The 16,127-nt window shown below is 63.5% G+C and carries 10 protein-coding genes and 1 pseudogene; 2 read left to right on the forward strand and 9 right to left on the reverse strand.

Annotation, left to right across the window (positions count from 1 at the left end; all coding sequences use genetic code 11):
• Positions 1–3: 3 nt before the first annotated feature.
• The 4 genes and pseudogenes from J3489_RS08105 to J3489_RS08120 form a co-directional block, all read right to left on the reverse strand.
• Positions 4–2,108: pseudogene (locus tag J3489_RS08105) on the reverse strand (phosphocholine-specific phospholipase C).
• A gap of 140 nt (positions 2,109–2,248) precedes the next feature.
• Positions 2,249–2,476 (reverse strand): hypothetical protein, encoded by a 228-nt coding sequence (locus J3489_RS08110; protein WP_206997181.1) that lies wholly within the window; start codon positions 2,474–2,476, stop codon positions 2,249–2,251.
• A 356-nt stretch (positions 2,477–2,832) separates the two neighbouring features.
• On the reverse strand, positions 2,833–3,966 hold the full coding sequence (gene serC / locus J3489_RS08115) for a 3-phosphoserine/phosphohydroxythreonine transaminase (protein ID WP_206997182.1): 1,134 nt from the start codon (positions 3,964–3,966) through the stop codon (positions 2,833–2,835).
• Complete coding sequence (locus J3489_RS08120) at positions 3,963–5,360, reverse strand: ATP-grasp domain-containing protein (RefSeq protein WP_206997183.1); 1,398 nt, start codon at positions 5,358–5,360, stop codon at positions 3,963–3,965. Before J3489_RS08120 ends, serC begins: the two co-directional genes overlap by 4 nt.
• A gap of 276 nt (positions 5,361–5,636) precedes the next feature.
• On the opposite strand from J3489_RS08120, the gene J3489_RS08125 reads away from it, so the two are divergent.
• Entirely contained in the window at positions 5,637–6,776 is a 1,140-nt protein-coding gene (locus J3489_RS08125) for an acyltransferase family protein (protein WP_206997184.1), read from the forward strand.
• A gap of 236 nt (positions 6,777–7,012) precedes the next feature.
• Here the strand turns inward: J3489_RS08125 and galU are convergent, their stop codons facing one another.
• Both galU and J3489_RS08135 read right to left on the reverse strand, forming a co-directional pair.
• Positions 7,013–7,900 carry a UTP--glucose-1-phosphate uridylyltransferase GalU gene (gene galU, locus J3489_RS08130; RefSeq protein WP_206997185.1) on the reverse strand — a complete coding sequence of 296 codons (888 nt, stop codon included), beginning with the start codon at positions 7,898–7,900 and terminating at the stop codon, positions 7,013–7,015.
• Between the two features lie 157 nt (positions 7,901–8,057).
• Entirely contained in the window at positions 8,058–8,201 is a 144-nt protein-coding gene (locus J3489_RS08135) for a hypothetical protein (RefSeq protein WP_206997186.1), read from the reverse strand.
• Between the two features lie 244 nt (positions 8,202–8,445).
• On the opposite strand from J3489_RS08135, the gene J3489_RS08140 reads away from it, so the two are divergent.
• Positions 8,446–9,636, forward strand: coding sequence for an acyltransferase family protein (locus tag J3489_RS08140; protein ID WP_206997187.1), 1,191 nt, complete (start codon positions 8,446–8,448; stop codon positions 9,634–9,636).
• 91 nt (positions 9,637–9,727) lie between these two features.
• Here the strand turns inward: J3489_RS08140 and J3489_RS08145 are convergent, their stop codons facing one another.
• From J3489_RS08145 to J3489_RS08155, 3 genes are read right to left on the reverse strand one after another with little or no spacing between them, the layout of a single operon-like run.
• Positions 9,728–12,202: a glycosyltransferase family 4 protein gene (locus J3489_RS08145; protein ID WP_206997188.1), complete on the reverse strand. Its 2,475-nt coding sequence runs from the start codon at positions 12,200–12,202 to the stop codon at positions 9,728–9,730.
• Positions 12,199–13,665, reverse strand: coding sequence for a flippase (locus tag J3489_RS08150; protein ID WP_206997189.1), 1,467 nt, complete (start codon positions 13,663–13,665; stop codon positions 12,199–12,201). The genes J3489_RS08145 and J3489_RS08150 overlap by 4 nt, the downstream gene beginning before the upstream one ends.
• 58 nt (positions 13,666–13,723) lie before the next feature.
• Positions 13,724–15,886 (reverse strand): NHL repeat-containing protein, encoded by a 2,163-nt coding sequence (locus J3489_RS08155; protein ID WP_242539889.1) that lies wholly within the window; start codon positions 15,884–15,886, stop codon positions 13,724–13,726.
• Positions 15,887–16,127 lie beyond the last annotated feature (241 nt).

The following is a 16,127-nucleotide window of genomic DNA, read 5'->3' on the forward strand; positions in this document are numbered from 1 at the left end:
ACATCAAGATCGACCCAGCGCCGGATCGCTCATGCTGCTGCTGCCCGTTTCGACGTGACCGGCCAGCCAACGCTCGAACGATGCGTCCGTGTCGACCGTCACGCGCAGGTCGTACCAGCCGTACTGCGCGCGCAGATCGACATAGAGATCGACGCTGTCGCCGCCCGCCACCGATCTGCGGATTGGATTGTTGCGGTCATACGCGTTGAAGATCGTGAATTGGCACGCCGCGTTGCCCACGTTCTTGAGCGTCAACTGGATATTGCCGTTGGCGACGTCATACCCTTCCGCTACATCCGGAATCGCCGCGTCCGTGCCGCTCCACCAGTGCGTCACCGCCGCCTTGCCTGCGAGCCGGCGGAAGAAGCCGTTCGGGCCGTGCACCGAGAAGCCGTAGCTGCCGTCCGCGTTCAGCGAAAGCTGATCCTTGAGACGCTCGCCCGCTTCGACGGTGTAGGCGCGCGGCGCGCCCGTGCTGTGCGCCGCGTAGACCGACAACGCCGCGCCCGCCTGACCCGAGTTGACGAACTCGATATTGAACTTGCCTTGGTTCGGCTGCGGCAGGCCGCGCACGAACAACTCGTACGGCAACGCACGCGCCGGACGCACGCCAGGCTCTTGTTGCGGAATCGCCTGGACGAGCGGCGGAATCGGCACGTAGTCCGGATGACGCTGCTGATCGGGCGGCACGTAGCCGCTCGTGCTCGGCAGCGCCGGGAACGCGGCGTTCGGGTTCGCGAAGTCGAACGCGCGCGTGAGGTCGCCGCACACCGCACGGCGCCAAGCGGTGATGTTCGACTCGGAAAGCGTGTGATGGCGGCCGAAGCGGCGCTCGATGAAGCGGATGATCGAGGTGTGGTCGAACGTTTCCGAGCACACCCAGCCGCCCTTGGACCACGGCGACACCACGAGCATCGGCACGCGCGGTCCGAGGCCATAGGGGCCTGCCGAATACGTCGAGTTGCCGGCGAAGTATTCGTTGTTCGTGTCGACCGTCGACAAGCCCGCCGCGCTCGACCAGGGCGCATACGGCGGCGCGACGTGATCGAAGAAACCGTCGTTTTCGTCGTAGGTGACGAGCAGCACCGTCTTGCTCCACACTTCGGGATTCGACGTCAGGATCTGCAGCACTTGATCGACGTACCACGCGCCGTAGTTCGCCGGCCAGTTCGGGTGTTCCGAATACGCTTCCGGCGCGACGATCCACGAAACCTGCGGCAGTGTGTTGTCCTGCACGTCTTGCTTGAGGATGTCGAAATAGCCGCCGCTCACCGCGACGTTGGTGCCCGTGCGCGCGTTGTCAAAGAGCGGGTTGCCCGGCTGCGCGTTGCGGTACTGATTGAAGTAGAGGAGCGAGTTGTCGCCGTAGTTGCCGATGTACGCGTCGCTCGTCCAGCCCCACGAACCGGCCGCGTTGAGCCCCGTGCCGATGTCCTGATAGATCTTCCACGAAATACCCGCTTGCTGGAGCACTTCCGGAAACGTCGACCACCCATAGCCCGCTTCCGCGTTGTCGATCACCGGGCCGCCGCCGCTGCCGTCGTTGCCGACCCAGCCGGTCCACATGTAGTAGCGGTTCGGATCGGTCGGCGTCATGCCCGAGCAGTGGTACGCGTCGCAAATCGTGAACGCGTCGGCGAGCTGGTAGTGGAACGGGATGTCCTGACGCGTCAGGTAGGCCATCGTCGTCGTGCCTTTCGCCGGCACCCATTGATCGTAGTTGCCGCTGTTCCAGGCCGAGTGCGTCGTGTTCCAGTCGTGCGGCAGGTCTTGAATGAACTGCAGGCCGAGATCGGGCGGAACGGCAGCACGTAGCCCGCGTCGCCCGCGAGCGGCTGATACCAGACCGGCTTGCCGCCAGGCAGCGTGATCGCGCGCTTGTCGCCATATCCGCGCACGCCTCGCAGCGTGCCGAAGTAGTGGTCGAACGAGCGGTTCTCCTGCATCAGGATGACGATGTGCTGCACGTCCTCGATGCTTTTGGTCGCATTGTCGGCGGGAATGGCGAGTGCGTTGCGGATGCCTGCGGGCAACGCACCCATCGCCGCTGCAGCGCCGGCCGCTTGAGCGGCGGCGCGCAGAAAGTCACGTCGGCTATTCGAAGTCATATTCGTTTCTTTTAGATAAGGATGGAATAAGACGGCACGCGAGCGGGCGATACGCGTCGGTGAATACAGCCTTTTGGGTGACAAGCAAACTGCGAAAAAGCGGACAGCGGAAAAACGAATGAAACCTGGCTGCGTCTAATTCAATCCGCCGTGTGGAATACCGGCGGCAGAAGCGGACGCGGAGCCGATGCGCCGACAGCAGCGCCTGGCTGCGGCGTATCGAATCCTTGCGCAAGAGGCAGAGCGTGTTGCGAGTCCGCGCGCACGCCCGCAACAGATGCGCCGGGCAACAGCGGCGTGCGTTCGGCAGCGTTCTGCCGGTTTTGCACGCTTGCGCCGTCGTCGTTGCTGCAAGCGGCTACGGCCATGCACGCGAAGGCGGCTGCGCAAACGCAAGCGAACCGGCTTGCCGTTGCGCCAGGCAAATTGCAAATCGAAGCGTCAAGGCTCCGGCCACGCAAGATCGACAAAGGTTTGCGCAGCTCGGCCCGCGGCCATGGGGACCTGATGTGCACGATCTGACTCCACACGCGAGATAAGCGCTGGCGCCGCAAGAATTGGAAAGGCGCCTTACGGATTGGCGCTTAAGGATAGAAAGCGATCATGTCCAATTTGTGAATTGGAGTAGACCACTTTGAAAATAGCGAAGCGGTATTTTCAATGCGACTTTAGACGCGCATTTTGAATCTATGCCGCTCGCGATTGACGCGCGTGCGAATGCCGATCAGCCGTATCGCTGTGCGAAGCCGGTCAGCCATTGCGCAAGCGAAGCGGCCGCTTCCGGCGTCACCGCGTTGTACAGCGACGCGCGCAAACCGCCGATCGAGCGATGCCCTTCGAGGCCGTGAAAGCCGTCGCGCTTCGCCGCATCGAGGAAAAGCGCCTCGGTCACCGCATCGGGCAATCGGAAAGCGACGTTCATCGTCGAGCGATTCGGCCGCGCCGCGTGCACGCGATAAAAGCCGGGATAGGCGTCAAGCGCGCCGTACACCGCTCGCGCCTTCGCGCCATTGGTTTCGGCCATGGCCGCCACGCCGCCGATCTCGTCGCGCAGCCAGCGCGTCACGAGCATCAGCACGTAGATCGCGAACACGGGCGGCGTGTTGTAGAGCGAGCGCGAGTCGATGTGCGTGCGGTAATCGAGCATCGTCGGCAACGATCGGCGCGCACGTCGCCCGAACTTGAGCATCGTCGGCAGCGATCCGCGCGCACGCCGCGCGAAATCGTCGCGCAGAATGACGACCGTGACGCCGGACGGCCCGAGGTTCTTTTGCGCGTGCGCGTAGATCAGCGCGTAGCGCTCGACATCGACCGGCCCCGCGAGCAGATTCGACGACATGTCGCACACGAGCGGCACATCGGGCAGACCGGGCACGTCGGTAAATTCCAGGCCCTCGACCGTTTCGTTCGACACGTAGTGCAGATACGCGGCGTTGCGCGACAACGGCAATTCGCCTGCATGAGGCAAGCGCGTGTAGCCACCGTCATAGCCGTCCCAGACGATCCCCACCTGCCCTTCGTGACGCGCTTCCGGCGGCGCCTTGGCGCTCCAGTAACCGGAGACGATGTATTCGGCGCGCTGCTTCGTGCCGCGCAGAAAATTCATCGGCAGCATCGAAAACTGCAGGCTGCTGCCGCCCTGCATGAACAGCACGTGATAGTGGCGCGGAATGCCGAGCAGCGTGCGCAGGTTCTGTTCGGCTTCGTCCAGCACGGCGCGGAACCACGAGGAACGGTGACTCATGCCGAGCACGGACAACCCCGTCTCGGGCAACACCTCGATCGCGTCGCGCGTTTGGCGCAATACCGCAAGCGGCAGTGCGCCGAGGCCGCCTGAGAAGTTCTTTTGCTCGTTCACGCGCCGCCCCCAGTGCCCGTTCGACGCGCCAGCAATCGCTCGAAGGCGTCGACGATACGCTGCACGTGCCGATTCTTGTGCGCCAGCACGCCGTTGCTGCGCTCGAAGTGCGCAAGCATCGTCGCGTTCGCTTCGAAGACGAAGACGCGTCCGTCGGGCAGCACCGTGAAGTCGATGCCGCCATAGTCGAGGTCGATCCGGCGGGCGATCGCGGCGACCGCATCCACCGGGCCGTCGCCGAGCGCGGCACGCGGGTCGTCGAGAAAGCGCCGCTCTTCGTCGAGCTTCCAGGCGTGCTGTTCCATCTCGGCAGAGAAGTAATGCACCATCCAGTGCGGTGAAATCGCGAGATGGCAGGGGTAAGGCTCGCGGTCGACGAAGATCATCCGGTACTTGCGGTAGTGACCGTCTGGCGAGCGCACGTCGGAGAACGCGCTCAGATAGTGCGCGCCGTCGAGCGTCTTCAGCTTCGCTTCGAGCGCGTCGAGCGAGTCGCAGCGCGCGAGGCCTTCGCCGCCGTGCGTCGCGGCGGGACGAGCCAATACCGGCAACGCGAGCCCGCCGGCGGCCAGCCGTTCGACGAGCGCATCGCGCGAGGGCGGCGGCGTTTCCAATCGAATGCAGGCTGCCGTCGCCGCGGCCACGCCTTCGAGCTCGCTCAGCAAGGCGGGCAACCGATCGCGAAACGTCCGCTCGATCGCCGCGGGCGGGTTGAGCAGCGCGCGCTGGCAGCGCGCCGCAAAGCGCTTGAGCCTTTGCGCAAGCGGCGCGGCAGCATCGGGGTCGCCGATCGCGTTGAATACAAGGTCGTACGGCGGCAGATGCGCGTCTTCGTCGTCGCGCGCGTAGTCGATTGCGTATTTGATCCGGCCGCACGTCGCGCCCGGCAGCAGCGCGTCGAACGGCACGTTGCCGGTTCCCGCGCCCGTGCAAAGTATCAGCACATCGCGAACCGGCTCGCCGGCACGCTCGACGAACACGCGCTGAATTTCGTAGGCTCTTGCCCGGCAGGCCCCGGCCTCGGCCGCGCGGCCCTCGCTCGCGTGAATGGCTGCGAGGTTCTGGTAAGCGACGGCGACATTCCGATCGATGGCGAGGACGAGGCCGTACCAGCGTATGGCCGCCTCGCTATCGCCCTTCATGAAGTACCCCGTGGCGACGGTACACAACTCGCTGACCGACGCATCGGGCGATCCGGCGGCATAAGCATCGAGTGTTTGCGCGGCAATCCAATGCGCCAGCGCGCCAAGCGCGTCGCCTTGCGTTCGCCGTGCGTCAGCCATCGAGCGATGCAACGCGGCGTCTTGCGGCGCGGCGTCGAGCGCGCGGACCAGCGCGTCGAGCGGCTGCGCCGCTTGCAGCGCGCCGCTGGCGTGTTCGGAGTCTCGTGTCATCGCCGTAGGGGTGAATCCGTTCGTCGGGCTCGGATGAAGGCGCCCGAAGCATACCCGCGCCTGCTGTCAGCCACATTACAGTCCCGCGCTTGGTCGTTACGAAAAAACTACGCTCGCCGCCCTCGCCCGAACCCGATGTAACCCGAAGTGATCTTTCAAATCGCCAATATTGATTGCGGCCGCGAAAGACGATTGTCGTGTTTAGAGAAGTCCCCAGAATTAATCGCGAATAATTGCCTGCCTATACTTCCGCGTCATTCGTACTCTGGAACGGCCATGGAAAACAGTACGAAGCATGTGAAGGGCTTGAACGGTCTCAGAGCGCTGGCGGTCATTTTGGTCTTCCTGTCGCACAAGGCGCACTTCGAGGCCATCGACGTGGGCAAGCTCGGCGTCTGGATCTTCTTCTTTATCAGCGGGTTCCTGATCGTCGGCGAGCTGCACCGCAACCGCGCCGGCATCGAGCACGGCACCCAGCATTGGCGCACCGCGCTTGCCGTGTTCTTCGTCAAGCGCGCGCTGCGCATCTTTCCGGTCTACTACTTGCTGCTGATCGCGCTGACGATCGCCCACCGGCTCTTCTATCAGCGCGGCGTCGATCTTGGCCTCGCGTGGCACTTCGTGTTTCTGTCGAACTTCTGGATTGGCGTGGTCATCGGTAAATGGCCCGGAACCGTTTCGCACTTCTGGAGCCTCGCGATCGAGCAGCAGTTCTATCTTGTCGTGCCTTTCGTGCTCGTCCTCACGCGCGCGTCGCGGCACTTGCGGATGGGCGCGGCGATCGTCCTGATCTGCGCGGTGCTGCATCTTGCGCTTTACGCGAGCGGCGCAAGCCGGCCGTTGATCTACGCGTTTTCGCCGTGGAATTTCGCGCTGCTCACGCTAGGCGGGATGTGCGGAATGGCGGGTGCCGATCCGCGCGTGGCCGTTCGAGTCGGCGTCTATGCGCGCCGCACATCGTGGCTGCTGACCGCGCTCGCCGGAACATGCGTCTGCCTCTCGCAGCCGCTTTGGGCGCCCGCGTTGGGCCCCGTCGCGCTCGGATGGATCGATCTCGGCCTTTCCGTGTCGCTGTGCGGGATGTTTCTCTACGTCGTCAACCGGCAGGACAGCGCGCTCGTCACCGCACTGGAAACGCCGTCTCTCGACTACCTCGGCAAGATCAGCTACGGGTTCTATCTCTTTCACAACCTGATCCCGACGAAGCTAGGCGAGGCGCCCGCACTCTATGCGCGGCTGCATATGCCGATCGCGATCCAGCATGCACTGCCCGTCGTCCTGCAATTTCAGCTCTCGTTCCTGCTCGCGCACCTGTCCTGGCATTTGCTTGAGAAACGCGTGCTTGCGTTAAAGAAACCGATCGAAGCGGCGCTTAGGAGCCGTGTGCGCGTACGTGCGCAGCCGCAGCCGTATTGATTGCGGCGCTATCGGGCTTCGGACTTCGGGCGTCGGGCGTCGGGCGTCGGACTTGAACCGCCGTTGCGATTGCCGCATCCGCCAGCTGCCTATTCGAACGCGCGACACCAGCGCTCTGCATGGGACCAGAGTAAGCGCTAAAGCGCTAACTCTGGTCGACAAAAAAGGCATCGCCCCGCAACGTCGTTACGGCGGCGATGCCAAAGGAGAAACGCGATCAATGAAGAGATGCGGCCTCAGGCAGCTGACGCAAGAACCGGCAGACAGCCGCGCAAGTACGCTTCGAATTCCTTGCTGACCTCAGGGTGCCGCAATGCCAGCTCTACGGTCGCCTTCAAATACCCGAGCTTGCTGCCGCAGTCGAAACGCGTGCCGTAATAGCGGTAGGCCAGCACTTGCTCCTCGGTGAGAAGCGACTGCAGCGCGTCCGTCAATTGCAGCTCTCCGCCCGCGCCCGGCTTCAGTTTCTTGATGTGATCGAAGATGCTCGGCATCAGGACATAGCGCCCCACCACGCCGAGATTCGACGGCGCCACTTCCGGCGCAGGCTTTTCGACGATGCCCGACAGCTTGATGACGTCCTCTTCCCACTCGCGCCCTTCGACCACGCCATACGACCGGCTGTCCTCGCGCGCGATCGCTTCGACGCCGACCACCGAGCTGTGATAGTGATTGAATACGTCGACGAGCTGCCTCATCACCGGCTGAGGACCGTGCAGCAAGTCGTCGGCGAGGATCACCGCGAACGGATGATCGGCGACGAGCTTTTCGGCGCACAGCACCGCATGGCCGAGGCCGAGCGCCTCCGGCTGGCGCACATAGAAGCAGTCGACATGGCTCGGCTTGATGCCGCGCACGAGATCGAGCAGCTTCTGCTTGCCGCGCGCCTCGAGCTCGGCCTCGATCTCGTACGACTTGTCGAAGTGATCTTCGATGGCGCGCTTGCTGCGCCCCGTGACGAAGATCATTTCGGTAATCCCTGCCTCGATCGCCTCCTCGACCGCGTACTGAATGAGCGGCTTGTCGACGATGGGCAGCATCTCCTTGGGGCTTGCCTTAGTGGCCGGAAGGAACCGCGTGCCCAGGCCCGCTACGGGGAACACGGCTTTGGTGACTTTCAACATCGTGAGAATTCCCGGTCGTGTTGTAAAAAACGTACAGACGGCATTCGCGGGCAGCCGCTTTTTACCCGCTCATGTCTTCAATTCGCGCCTTCAATTCTAAATTACCGATTTACGGCAATAGGCCGAGTAAATTCGACCTATTCCCGTCATCCATTTGCTATTCGATTTCTTCCAATTGCGGAAAATCGCCGCGGGCCATGCCGAAATGACCGATCGGCTCGTTCTTCAGCGCGTCTCGATAGGCCGAGATCGCGACCAGGATCAACAGCACCACGACGCCGGCAACCCAATGCAAGTCCATGACGCAACTCCTTGTCTGATCGTTCCGAACGTCAAACTAACATGAAAAAATCGGCAAATAATTGGCGTTTCTCAAGTGCGAATTTTTTCCTGAATTCATTCGCAGCGGAGCGCTCATGGCGAATAGCGCTTGCGAATTAATTTACTTATTGCGCGCATTCTCGCTGCGCTAGGATGAATGGCGGCTCGCGGCCTGGTTCGCACGCCGCGCCAAGACTTTCCAACAGCATGGACGACGATCTCGAATGAGCGATTCTCAAGCGTTGCAGGCTGCCGTCGCGAACCCCGCGTTCCCCGCCATCCCTCAGCCCGAGGTGCGAGCGGCGGCGGCCCCCAAGGACTTCGTCATCGACGCGATGCGCGGCTTCGCGGCGCTCCTGGTCGCGTACTTTCATTCCCGGCAAGTTTTCTGGGTCGGCATGGAGCAGTTTCACCGCACGGTCGGGCGATCCTTCGATCTCAGCACCATCGCCGGTTACTTGACGCTGCCGATCGCCTGGGGCTCGGCGGGCGTGCCGATTTTCTTCGTCATCAGCGGCTATTGCATTCATCGCAACGCGGCGATGCGGCTCGCCGCGAACCCGCAATACCGGCTCGACGCCCGCAACTTCTGGGCGCGGCGCTTTGCGCGGATCTATCCGGTGCTGCTCGCCGCGCTGCTGCTCACGCTCGCGCTCGATACGATCAGCCTCCATCTCCCGCCGGTCAGCCACAAGATTCGCGAGATCGGCCTGGTTCCGTTTCTCGTCAACCTGTTTTCGCTGCAAGGCGTGGCGAGCCATACGTATGGCTCGAACGGGGCGTTGTGGACGCTGTCGGTCGAAGTGCAGTTCTACGCCGTCTACCCGCTTCTCTTTGCCGCGCGGCGGCGCTTTGGGATGAACGCGGTGCTTGCGGCCGTGGCCGTGGTGAACGTCGCATCGGCGTTTTTGCTGGAACGCCATGACGTGCAGTTTTTCACGTCCTACTGGTTGTCGTGGACGATCGGCGCATACATCGCCCACACGCGCACCAAAACCACGGCTGACTCCCGCAAATCCTTGCTTTGGTACGCGGCAGCGGCCGTGCTGACCGCGCTCGGCTGCGTCGCCTTCCACTTCGGTCAATACGGCGCGTTCCAGCTTTGGGCGCTCGGTTTTGCGTGCTATCTGTACAAGGCGCTGGACGGGTCCGGAAGGCCCAATCTCGCGGCTCGCGTGCTCGGACGCTTCGGCGATTTCAGCTATTCGCTGTACGTCATCCATCTGCCGATTTTGGTGTGCCTGGCATCGCTGCTGTTCCGTTCGACGTTGCAGCTTTCGATTTGGCCGTCGTTCGGCTTCACGCTGGTCGCAACTGCAGTGGCCTACGTGTTCTACCGGCTCGTCGAATTGCCAGCCATGCAATGGTCGGCAAGCATCAAGCCGCGCGGTGTGCCGCCTCGGCATAGTGCTTGATTAGCGGCTGTCCAGATGCTTTGAGTTCGTTCGCCGTGCAAGCCGGCTAAAGGCGCTTGAAGGCGCACCCCTCGCAGGGATACGCCTTTCGTTACTTGTTGCGCTTGCCCTGGTTCCCGGCCACGCCAGCCAGCACCTGCTCGACGCTTTGCACATAGGTCCGCGTGCCGAACCTGCGCCGCGCCGTGGCATAGCCGTTCTCCACGAGCCGCGCGCGCAGTTGCGCATTCGTTTGCAGCTCGGCCAGCGTCTTGGCGAGCGCTTGCGCGTCGCCCGGCTCGCACAGCATGCCGTTCACGCCGTCGTCGACGATCTCGACCACGCCGCCCGCGCGCGACGCCACCACGGGCCGCTTCGCAAGCATGCCCTCGACGATCACGCGGCCGAACGGCTCCGGCGTGATCGACGTATGGGCGACGACGTCCACGGCTTTCATGCACGCCGCGACATCGCGCTGAAACCCGAGGAAATGCACGCGATTGGCGATCCCGTGTTCTTGCACGTAGGCCCGAAGCTGTGTCTCGTACGCATCCTCGCCAAAGAGCGCCGCTCCCACGAGCACCGCATGCATGTCGGGATTGGCCGCGACCGCTTCCAGCAGGACATGCTGGCCCTTCCAGCTCGCGAGCCGGCTGTACGCACCGACGAGAAACGCGTCCAACGGCAGACTGAAACGCGCGCGAAGCTCGGCATTGGACACGCGTTCGAGCGCCGCGAACGGTGCTTCCGAAATCCCGTTGAACACGACGTCGACGCGGCCTTTATCGACATTCGTCAACGCGACGAACTCGCGCGCCGAGGCCTCCGAATTCGCAATCACGTGATCGAGGCCGAGCTTGCTCGACCATTTGATGATCGCGCGCTGGACGCCGCCGAAATGCTCGGCACTGACGATGTCTCTCAAGTGCCACACCACCGGCTTGCGGACAAACAGGCCCGCAATCGCGCCGATCACCATCGCGCGCTGCGTGTTCGCGTAGATGATGTCGGCGTCGCGGGCACGCCTGCAGGTTTCGCGCACCAGCGAAACGAGTCCGGTCAACGAGCGCACTTTCGGCAGGCCCTTGCCGTTCTTGCTCACGCCGTGCAGCGCAGGCGCGTCGAGCACGTCGACGTTCACGCCGGCCTCCTCCAGCGCGATTCGGAACGGCCCATCGCTAAACAGCACGACCTTCATCGTTTCTTTCAGGTTCTTCGCGATCTCGAGCAGCGACAGCTCCGCGCCGCCAAGCGAGCCGGTCTGATCGACGGCGAGCACCTTCACCTGCGAGGCTGTTTCGCGTGCCGCCGCGGGCACAGCGAGCGGCCACGAACACGCCGATACCCCAGGCATCGCCCGCTCGACATACTCGGTAAAGCGCTCGCGAAAGTGCGCGGCCGAAAAACGCTCGGCATTCGCGCGGCAGTCTTGCGCGGAAAAGCGCCCGGCATTCTGCTCGAAAGCATCGACAGCAGCCGCAATCGCACCCGCGCTTTGCTCGGTGAAGAACATGCCAGTCGGTTGCGGCTGCGACAGATCGCGAACCGTCTCCAGCGCCCCGCCCTTGCCGAACGCGATGACCGGCGTGCCGCACGCCTGGGCCTCGACCACGGAAATGCCGAAATCCTCTTCCGCCGCGAACACGAACCCCTTCGCGCGGCGCATGCAATCGTGCAGCACCGCAAACGGCTGATAGCCCATGATCTCGACATTGGCCGCCGCCTTCTCGCGGATCTTGCGCATTTCCGGCCCGTCGCCGATCACGACGAGGCGCTTGCCGGGCATCCCCGCGAACGCCTCGACGATCAGATCGATCTTCTTGTACGGCACCATCCGCGACGCGGTCAGATAGAAGTCTTCCTTGTGCGGATTCAACGAGAACGCGTCGACCTCGACCGGCGGAAAGATCACTTGCGCGTCGCGCTGATAAACCTTCTTGATGCGCCGCGCGATAAACGCCGAGTTCGCGACGAAGTAGTCGACCGAGTTGGACGTCCGAATGTCCCAATTGCGGATGTAGTGAAGAATCACGCGCGCGAGCACGGATTTCAGGCCGCTCGTGAGCTTCGACTGCTCGAGGTATTGATGCTGCAAGTCCCACGCGTAGCGAATCGGCGAATGCACGTAGCTGATGTGGACCTGATCCGGTCCGGTCAGCACGCCCTTGGCGACCGCATGGCTGCTGGAAATGACGAGATCGTAGGCGCTGACGTCGAGCTGCTCGATCGCGAGCGGCATCAACGGCAGGTACGACCGGTACTTGTTGCGAGCCATCGGCAGCTTCTGGATGAACGAGGTCTGCGCGCGCTTGCCGCGCAGGAACGACCTGTCGTCGAGAAAGTCGACGAGGCTGAACACGTCGGCATCGGGATAGCACGCGATGATCTGTTCGAGCACCCGTTCCGCTCCGGCGTAGGTAACGAGCCAGTCGTGCACGATCGCCACCCGCAATGCGCGCGCCGCGGGCGCCGCCTGCGGGCGGTCTTTCGATTCTGTCAGCGCGACGCGGTGCGCGCCGCCATCGAGATCGACGGCCGCCGCTCGCGACGCGGCCTCATCATAGTCTGCGTAGACGTTATCGCTCATGCGCTATTCCTCAGATTCAGCCGCAGCAGCAGATCGCGCGCGAGCCCGCGCAACGCCGGCGTCGTCGAAATGGACCAGCCGAGGTTCGCAGCGAGCAGCGCGATCCCCACGGCGGCGAGCGTCGCGAGATTCGACACGGCATTGGCGGCGTACAGACTCGCGAGCAGGAACGCGAGGTGCGCGAGCATGTCGAGCACGATCGGGCGCGCGCGAATCGCGGACAGATACAGCAGCACGCCATAGTCGACCAGCGCGCGGCTCGCAACGACAACAGCGGCACCGGCCAGCCCGTAATGCGCGATGCCGAACCACAACGCGCCCGCGAAGAACGGCAATTCGACGAGGCCCACGCACGCGGCACGCGCCGGATTGACTTGCGACTGGATCAGAATGCGCGTCACGCTCGCCTGCCCGACGAGCCAGACGCTGATGATCAGAATGCGGCCTACAGGCGACGAGGCCGCGGCGAGATCGCTGCCCACCCACACCTGCAGAAACGGCCCGAGCACGATGATCGCGACGATTGCCACCGGCGTGAACACGCCGTTCAGGAATTCGAGCGACTGCCGCACGAGCACGTCGGCATGCTCGCGCTCGACCGCCGACAAGCGCGGAAACAGCGTACGTATCAGCGCATTCGGCAACATATTCAAGCGCGTGACGAGATTCTGCGGCACCGTGTAATACGTCACGAAGCGCGCGCCGAGACCCCCGCCGAGCATCACGCGATCGAGCGTATCGGCGACCATGCTCGTCATGCTCGCAACGAGCATCCACCCGCCGAAGCTGAACAGTCCCTTGGCCACGCCGAACTGCGGCATCTGAATCTGCCGGATATCGAGCACTTTCAGGCTCGCGCGCGCGAGCAGCACGGCCGCGAGAATGCGCGCGACCACCGCCGCGGCCAGCACGCTTTGCAGCGTCGGCGCGATCAGCCACGCGGCGCCGAGCGGCAGCAGTTGAAACAGAAAGGTGCCGATCGTCTGATTCGTGTTGTAGACGCCGAAGCGCTCGGCGCCGTTGATCGCGCCCGCGAACACCCACGACACGTTGGCAATCGGAATCGCGACCGCCAGCCACGGCAGCGCGCGATACACCTCGTGCTGAAGCTCCGCCGAAACCTTCGTGAAATAGGCCGTATAAATGAACGCGCCGAAGTAGATCAGCAAGCCGCCCACGATGCCGGTCGCCAGATTGAGCCAGAACGCGCTCCAGAACACGCGCGCGCTTTGGCTCTCGTCGTTCATCGCGCGCGCCTTCGAAATGTGATTTTGCGCGGCCATGCTCATGCCGAGATCGAGAAACCCGAAGTAGCCGATCAGCGTCCAGACGAGACTGATCACGCCGTAACGCTCGACGCCGAGCAGCTTGATATAAGCCGGCACCGTCACGAGCGAAACGAACGTCGGCAGGACGAGCCCGAAGAAATTGATCGCGACGTTCTTGAGAATGCTCTTGTCCATCGAATGCCCTGTCGATTGATGCGTGCGCGGATTGCTGCGTACGAATGCGCGCAACGCGTCACTGCGGTTTCCACCGATACATCATCACCTTGCCGCGCGCATCCTCTTCGACGAACACGAGGTATTCGCCGTTATCGCGCTGGTGCGCGCTGATGCCGTTGGGCACGTCGATCCAGCCCGAGGCATTGCCCACTTCCGGCCCCGGCTTGATCACCCCGACCGCGGCGCCCGTCGCCTTGTCGTACACGTGCACGTTGCCGGCCGGCTCGACCGCGAAGAGGTATTTGCCTTCGACCGTCACGCTGATGAGCGTCCGGATCGGCTTCGCGTTCGTGTCCCACGGCAGCGTGATCGCGTAGCGCTGCACGGGCGAACCGGTCGACCACTTGTCATAACGCACGAGGAGCCGCCCGATTTCCTTCCACGTGCCTTGAGCGCCGGCCGGCGCATCGGCCGTGTAGCCGGTGACGTACAGCGTGTCGGTCTGCGGCTCGTAAATCGCGCGCCGCAATTCGGAGAACGGCGCGGGCATCGGGTACGTCGTCATATCCGAGTACGAGTAGATCGGATTGCCGACGCTGTCGAGGCCGCCATAACGGAAGCGGTGGATGCCGCGCTGATCGCTCGTGCGCCAGATGTCGCCCTTCGTATCGACCCACCAGCCCCAGCCGCCCGCGAGCTTCGTCTTGGTCGTGTTCAGCGAAAATTCATTGCTGTCGAACTTGCCGTCGCCGTTCGTATCGCGCCAGATCCAGTCGCCGCCGGGCGGACGGTTCGGAATCTTGTCGACGGGCCGCGCGCGCCCTGCAATGAAGCCCGACGGAATCGCCGTCTCGCCGTCGCGCTGCGGATCGAAGCGGTAGATCTTCAGGTGATCGGCATACATGTCCGTCAGATAGAGGAACGTGCGGCCGTCCAGCTTGCGCGCCATCGGCAGGCCCGGCCATTGGTCCGTGTTGAAGACGGGGTCTTGCGGGTATTTGAAGCGGTTCGACAGGAAGCCCGCGTACTTCCATTGCTGCCCCGGCGGCTTCGATAGATCGAGTTCGAAACGCTTGTTGCCGGTGAAGACGCTGTTGGGCCGCCCCGGGTCCGTCCACGCGCCGTCGACGAACAAGAGCCCCTGCACTTGCCAGCGCAAGCGGCCGTCCGGCGCGTAGCTTTCGAGCGTGGCGCCGAGCCCGGCGCCCGTCGTGCCGAGACGCGGCCCGATGCCGTTCGTCGACACGTAGATATTGGCCGCGGCATCCACGCCCACGGCGGTCAGGCCGTTGAAGCGCAGCGGCCCGGGGCGTCCCGACTGGCTCGGCGCCCCGCCGAAAATCCCGCCGCGTTCGCCGAGCGTATCGGTAAGCGCGTAGCGTCCGTTCTGCTTGCTGAAAATGAGCACCTGCTGGCGCGGACCGTTGTCGGCGATCAGCACGCGGCCTTTGTCGTCGACCGTGAGATCGGCCGCGACAGAATCGGCAGGCAGCGGCAGGGTGTCGTCGAGCTTTCGGCCGCTCGCAGAATAGTGCTCGACGTGCGGCGCCGCATCGGTCAGTGTGCCGGCCAGCACCCAAAGCGTGCCGTCGCCCGCGACCGCCATGCGGCCCGGCTCGTGCACGGTCCATTTGTTTTTCGGCTGCATCGAGGCGGCGTCGTAGCTGTCGACCTCGTCGCGCGTCGTATTGGCCGCGTAGAGCGTCGAATCGTTCGCCGCGAGGCCGCCGATTTCGGCACGCGTGCCGACGGGCACCTGATTCATCATCAGGAAGCTCGCCGCAAGCCGCGCACGCGGCTCCATGCTCACCGAGCGCAGCGGCGCGCTTTCCTTGACGTCGCTGATCACGCGGCGCGAAATGCCGAACCATTGCTGGCCGGTCTCGGGCCACACACCTTGTGCGACGAGCCGGCCTTTCTCGTTGCCGACCGAGGTCGCGAGATACGCATAGCGCTGGTTGATCGCTATCGCACTGCCGCCCGTGTTGCCCCAGCCGTGCGTGCCGCCGGCGAAGCCGAGCATCTTGCCGTCCTTGAAGATGCTGACTTCGGCGCCGCTTTCGTCCCAAGGCGCGTTCGTATAGACGCGGCCGTCCGGCGCGACGGCGATCGCGGCAATATTGATCGGCGTCCACGTGCCGTCGCCATAGCCAAAGCTATTGCCGATCCAGGATGTCGAGGCGGGCAGCACCGTTTCGGAAGGCACAGCGCCCGCATCGAGCGCAAAACTGACGCACAGGACGGCGGCAAGCGTTGAACAGGATATTGCGCGGAACAAGGCGTTCCTCCAGTCGGGGCTCACTGGTCTCGATGAGCCGGGATTTAACGGTGAATCCGTTCAAGGCGACTCAGAGTACAAGCAAAAATATCCATCAGAATTGACAAATAATTCCGAAAATTTCGAATGAATTTCGTTTGGCGAATACGCGTGCTTTTTGGCTGCGCACACGAAAGATCGCGTAAGCCTGACTGATTTTTTG

Origin of the sequence: Trinickia mobilis, from assembly GCF_017315705.1 — a bacterium.
Lineage (GTDB): Bacteria > Pseudomonadota > Gammaproteobacteria > Burkholderiales > Burkholderiaceae > Trinickia_A > Trinickia_A mobilis.